Consider the following 4,703-nt stretch of genomic DNA (forward strand, 5'->3'; position numbering starts at 1 on the left):
CGGGCCGGTGCGGCCCCGTGACGCCATCGTGCGGCGAGCGAGCCGCGACCGCCCCTCGGGACGCCCGTCCCGACACCGGAGGTGGCGTCCGCCGCCATGTGCGACCTGCGCGGTGTGGGGTGCCGCGCTCTGTCCTTCCGGCCGCCCGGCTGCCTAGCGTGTGCTCACATGACGACACTCCGTACCCGCCGCGTCCCCACCGACCGGCTGACTCAGCAGATCACCGACATACGGGACGAGGGCGAGCCCGTCGTCCTCGTGCACGGCAATGTCTCCTCCGGCGCGTTCTGGGACACCACGCTGGCCGCCCTCCCGGACACGTACCGGCCGGTGGCGGTGGACCTGCGGGGATTCGGCGGCACCGATCCGCTGCCCGTCGACGCGACCCGCGGGCTGCGGGACTTCGCCGACGACCTCGGCGCACTGCTCGACGCCCTCGGAACGGACCGGGTGCATCTGGTCGGCTGGTCCATGGGCGGCGGAGTGATCATGCAGTACCTGCGGGACCACCCGGCCCGGGTCCGGTCGCTGACCCTGGTCGCTCCGGTCTCCCCGTACGGCTTCGGCGGCACGCACGGCACGGACGGGGTGCTCAACTCCCCGGACGGCGCGGGCTCGGGCGGCGGCACCGCCGACCCACGGTTCGTCCGGCGGCTCGCCGACGGCGACCGCGGCGAGGACGGGCCCGCCGCGCCGCGCGCCGTGCTCGCCACGTACTACGTCAAGCCGCCGCTGCGCCTGGAGCACGAGGACACGTACGTCGACGCCATGCTCACCACCCGCACCGGCGACGACCACTACCCGGGCGACAGCACGACGTCCGCGGCCTGGCCCGGGATCGCGCCCGGCACCCGGGGCGTGCTCAACTGCATGGCACCGCACCACTTCCGGATCGACGACCTGCACCTCGTCGACCCCAAGCCGCCGGTGCTGTGGATCCGCGGCGAGGACGACGTCATCGTCTCCGACACCTCGGTGTTCGACCTCGCGCACCTCGGCGCGACCGGTGCCGTGCCCGGCTGGGACGGCACCCCGGCCCAGCCCATGGTCCGCCAGACGCGCGCGGCCCTGGCCCGCTACGCGGAACGCGGCGGCGCCGTGCGGGAGGTGGTGGTCCCGGACGCCGGGCACGCCGTCCACCTCGAACGGCCGAAGGAGTTCGGCGCGGCTCTCCTGGAGGTGCTCTCGTCATGACGGTGTGCACCACGCGCCAAGGCGCCGTACGCGGTCTCGCCCTGCCGGACGGGGTGACGGCCTTCCTCGGGATCCCGTACGCTGCCCCGCCGTTCGGCGCCCTGCGCTTCGACGCGCCGGCCGCGCCCGGCGCATGGACCGGGGTGCGCGACGCGACGGCCCCCGGCCCGACGGCGCCGCACGCGCCGCCCTTCGACATCCTCATCCCTGACGACGTCACCGAGGGCGAGGACTGCCTCAACCTCAACGTCTGGACGCCCGAGCCGGGTCCGGGCGCCCGGCTGCCGGTGATGGTCTGGCTGCACGGCGGCGCCTTCACCAACGGCGCCGGGTCCGTGCCGGGTTACGACGGCCGCGCCTTCGCCCGCGACGGCGTCGTCTGCGTCACCCTCAACTACCGGCTGGGCGCCGACGGTTTCCTGCACCTGCCGGACCGCCCCGACAACCGCGGCCTGCTCGACCAGCTCGCCGCCCTGCGCTGGGTCCGGGACAACATCGCGTCGTTCGGCGGCGATCCGGACCGGGTGACGGTCTTCGGCGAGTCCGCCGGCGCCATGAGCATCGGCGCACTGCTGACCATGGACGGGTCCCGGGGACTCTTCCGGCGGGCGATCCTGCAGTCCGGGGCCTGCCACCACTTCCTGCGTCCGGCCTCGGCCGCGCTGATCACCGCGCGCCTCGCGCAGAAGCTCGGCGTCGCCGCCACCCCCGAGGCCTTCGCCGCCGTCCCCCTGAAGGAACTCGTCCCTGCCCAGGCGGAACTGCGCGCCGAGGTCAACGCCCGCCCTGACCCCGCGCTCTGGGGCGAGGCGGCGCTCAACATGATGCCGTTCGAGCCCGTGCTGCCCGGCCTCGCGCTGCCGGACCCGGACTGCGGCGTCGACCTGCTGGTCGGCAGCAACCGCGAGGAGTACCACCTCTTCCTGGTCCCCACCCGGCGTCTCGACGTCCTGCCCGGGACGACGCTGGACCGCATCACCACCGCTTACGGCCTCGACCCCGCCGAGGCGCTCCCCGTCTACCGGGCGGCCCGGCCCGGCGCCACACCGGGCGAGCTGCTCTCCGCGGTGGCGACCGACTGGTTCTACCGCCTCCCCGCCATCCGTCTCGCCGAGGCCGTGCCCGGCTCCCACCTGTACGAATTCGGCTGGCGCTCCCCGCAGTTCGGCGGCAGGCTCGGTGCCTGCCACGCGATCGAGCTGCCGTTCGTCTTCGACCGCCTCGACGACCCGGCCTACGCGCCCCTGCTCGGCCCGCGTCCACCGCAGCGGCTCGCGGACGCGCTGCACGCGGCGTGGATCGCGTTCGCGGAGACCGGCGATCCGGGCTGGGCCCCGTACGACCGAACGAACCGGACCACGATGGACTTCACGGACGAGCCCGCGCCGGTGTCGGACCCGCGGGCCCGGGAGCGGCAGTTGTGGGAGGGCGTGCGCTGACGGGGGAGGGGAGGGGCGGTTGGGCCGTACGGGGCAGGGTCCTCGCCTTACGGCCGGGCCGCCCGTAGCCTCGGGGCAGCCGTCGGAGGAGGCAGCCATGCCGGAGGAGTCGACGCCAGACCTGCTGGGCACGGAGATGCGGGAAGTCACGTTCCCCGATCACTCGCGCGGCATCATTCTGGTGCAGGCAGGAACACCGCAGGACGACGCGGAGGCGGTCGCCGCCCGCATGTGGTCGGAGGGCCGCAGGCCGGTTCCGTAGCCCCGCCCTCACCCGCTCTCGGACGGGGCCGCGCTGGTGAGAGCCGCGGTCCAGGCGTGGCCCGGATGGGTGCGCTCCAGCCAGCCGCGCAGGCGGGCGCGGCGGGCACGGTCGAGCAGCGGCAGCGCGCCGCGGAAGTCGGACTCGTCCTTGGGCCGCAGCGCCTTGGCCTTGAAGAGCAGCACCAACTCCGGTACCAGATAGGGGATGCCGTCGGCGGTGTGCGCCCTGACCGCGTCGTACGGCAGGCGCAGGCGCGGGTCCCTGCGGCAGATCCACGTCCCGCCGTCGTGCGGCTCGCGGAACACGTCGAACAGGAAGTCACCGGTCGACGGGTCGCGCACCCAGGTCTGGTGCGTGGCGGCCAGGGTCTCCTCGTCCGCCGCCGGCCAGATCCGTCCCCGGCCGACCGCGTCGAACGCGTACTCGGGGAAGCGGTCCCGGACCGCGTCGAAAGAGGCCGCCGGGACCGCGATCTCCAGATCGCCGTGCGGCCGTGACGGCGCGCCGCGGAACAGGTCGAGCGCCCAGCCCGCCGCGACACACCACGGCGCGGCCACCCCGTCCAGCCGTGCGACGACCTGCTCCGGGCGCCAGGCGTGAGCCCATCGGACGTCGAGTTCGCGGGCGTCGGGCACGACACCGCCGGGCGGGACGCGGTCGGCTTCCGGTGGGAGGTCGGTCATCGGGCCAGGGTAGGGGCTGTGTACGCAGGGGACGCCGGTGCGGGACGGACGGCCCGGAGGTGTGACACCGGGGTACGGGAACGCCCGGCGACCGGTCGGGGGAGTCGTGCACGGTCCGCGGCCCGTTTGCGCCGCAATCGTTAGGGTCCGGCAAAGTCCCAGGTCAGCGAGGTGCTCTCGGGGGCGAGGCGGGCCATCTGCTCCGGGGACGACCCGGACGGGCCGCACCGAGGCGCATACTGAGCCATGACCAAGTCTGCGTCCCCGAAGCGCCATCTGCCCACGAGCCCCTTCAAAGCCCCGGTCGCCCCGGTCCCCAAGGAGTTCGCCATGGGCGACCAGGTGACACATGACGTGCACGGCCTCGGCAAGGTGATCGGCATCGAGGACGGCGTCGCGGCGCTGGTGGATTTCGGCTCGACGCGTCTGCGCATCCTGAGCCCCTACGACAAGATGACCAAGCTCTGACGCTGCCCGCGCGCCGACCCGGCCGTGGAGGGCCCGAGCCGACGGCTCGGGCCCTTTTTCGTGCCCCCGGCACGGCGCCGCCGGCTCCGGGCCGTCCGGGGGCGGCTGCGGCGCGCGTCCGTCCCGCGGGCGGGGACAACCGGTAGAGATAGGCCCTGCACCCGCGGCACCTCTCGGTGCCCGGCACTAGATGTGGGGACGACCGTTGAACAACTCCGAAGCAGCCCCGGACCAGCCCGGCACCGGTACCGGTGACGTCGACTGGCGGACCCTGCGCGGCCGTCGGGTCACCCTCGACGACGGATGGCGGTACGACGAGGACGAGCGGCCCGCGCGCGCGACGCGGCACCAGGGCGTGGTCGGTGACGTCGAGGACCACGACGGCGCGGGCCCGGTCGAGCTGACGCTCACCCGGTACGACGGGCGGAGCCTCGTGCTGTGCCCGGTCGGCCGGTTCGAGGTGCGCGACGACGACACCGACGTCGTGGTCCACACCCCCGCCGAGCCGGTCGTCCGCACGATCCCCGCGGGCTTCGTCGAGGCCGTCCGCCATGTCGCGCCCGAGCACTGGGAGGAACTGTCGTGGCTGCCGGGCGCCCCCGCGGACACCGTCCTGCCCGAGCAGGCCGAGCGGCTCGTGGAGATCGCCGCGCA

6 protein-coding genes are annotated in these 4,703 nt (G+C 74.4%); 5 read left to right on the forward strand and 1 reads right to left on the reverse strand.

What is annotated here, in order from left to right:
• Positions 1 to 168: 168 nt before the first annotated feature.
• From GTW43_RS32435 to GTW43_RS37760, 3 genes are all read left to right on the forward strand, one after another.
• Positions 169 to 1,194 carry an alpha/beta hydrolase gene (locus GTW43_RS32435; RefSeq protein WP_161305546.1) on the forward strand — a complete coding sequence of 342 codons (1,026 nt, stop codon included), beginning with the start codon at positions 169 to 171 and terminating at the stop codon, positions 1,192 to 1,194.
• Positions 1,191 to 2,633, forward strand: coding sequence for a carboxylesterase family protein (locus GTW43_RS32440; RefSeq protein ID WP_161305547.1), 1,443 nt, complete (start codon positions 1,191 to 1,193; stop codon positions 2,631 to 2,633). The genes GTW43_RS32435 and GTW43_RS32440 overlap by 4 nt, the downstream gene beginning before the upstream one ends.
• A 97-nt stretch (positions 2,634 to 2,730) precedes the next feature.
• Positions 2,731 to 2,895: a hypothetical protein gene (locus GTW43_RS37760; RefSeq protein ID WP_202502230.1), complete on the forward strand. Its 165-nt coding sequence runs from the start codon at positions 2,731 to 2,733 to the stop codon at positions 2,893 to 2,895.
• Between the two features lie 8 nt (positions 2,896 to 2,903).
• Here GTW43_RS37760 and GTW43_RS32445 read toward each other — a convergent pair whose 3' ends face one another.
• Positions 2,904 to 3,581, reverse strand: coding sequence for a hypothetical protein (locus GTW43_RS32445; RefSeq protein WP_161305548.1), 678 nt, complete (start codon positions 3,579 to 3,581; stop codon positions 2,904 to 2,906).
• Between the two features lie 246 nt (positions 3,582 to 3,827).
• Between GTW43_RS32445 and GTW43_RS32450 the strand changes: the two genes are divergently transcribed.
• Positions 3,828 to 4,049 carry a hypothetical protein gene (locus GTW43_RS32450; protein ID WP_161305549.1) on the forward strand — a complete coding sequence of 74 codons (222 nt, stop codon included), beginning with the start codon at positions 3,828 to 3,830 and terminating at the stop codon, positions 4,047 to 4,049.
• A 205-nt stretch (positions 4,050 to 4,254) separates the two neighbouring features.
• Positions 4,255 to 4,703, forward strand: a 449-nt coding sequence (locus GTW43_RS32455; protein ID WP_161305550.1) for a hypothetical protein, incomplete at its 3' end; no start/stop codon positions are given.

Origin of the sequence: Streptomyces sp. SID5785 (assembly GCF_009870065.1) — a bacterium.
In the GTDB taxonomy this organism is placed as follows: Bacteria; Actinomycetota; Actinomycetes; order Streptomycetales; family Streptomycetaceae; genus Streptomyces.

Coding starts and splice junctions, on each gene's coding strand:
- GTW43_RS32445 (WP_161305548.1), bottom strand. CDS start 3,581: ATGACCGACCTCCCACCGGAAGCCGACCGCGTCCCGCCCGGCGGTGTC.
- GTW43_RS32440 (WP_161305547.1), top strand. CDS start 1,191: ATGACGGTGTGCACCACGCGCCAAGGCGCCGTACGCGGTCTCGCCCTG.
- GTW43_RS32435 (WP_161305546.1), top strand. CDS start 169: ATGACGACACTCCGTACCCGCCGCGTCCCCACCGACCGGCTGACTCAG.
- GTW43_RS37760 (WP_202502230.1), top strand. CDS start 2,731: ATGCCGGAGGAGTCGACGCCAGACCTGCTGGGCACGGAGATGCGGGAA.
- GTW43_RS32450 (WP_161305549.1), top strand. CDS start 3,828: ATGACCAAGTCTGCGTCCCCGAAGCGCCATCTGCCCACGAGCCCCTTC.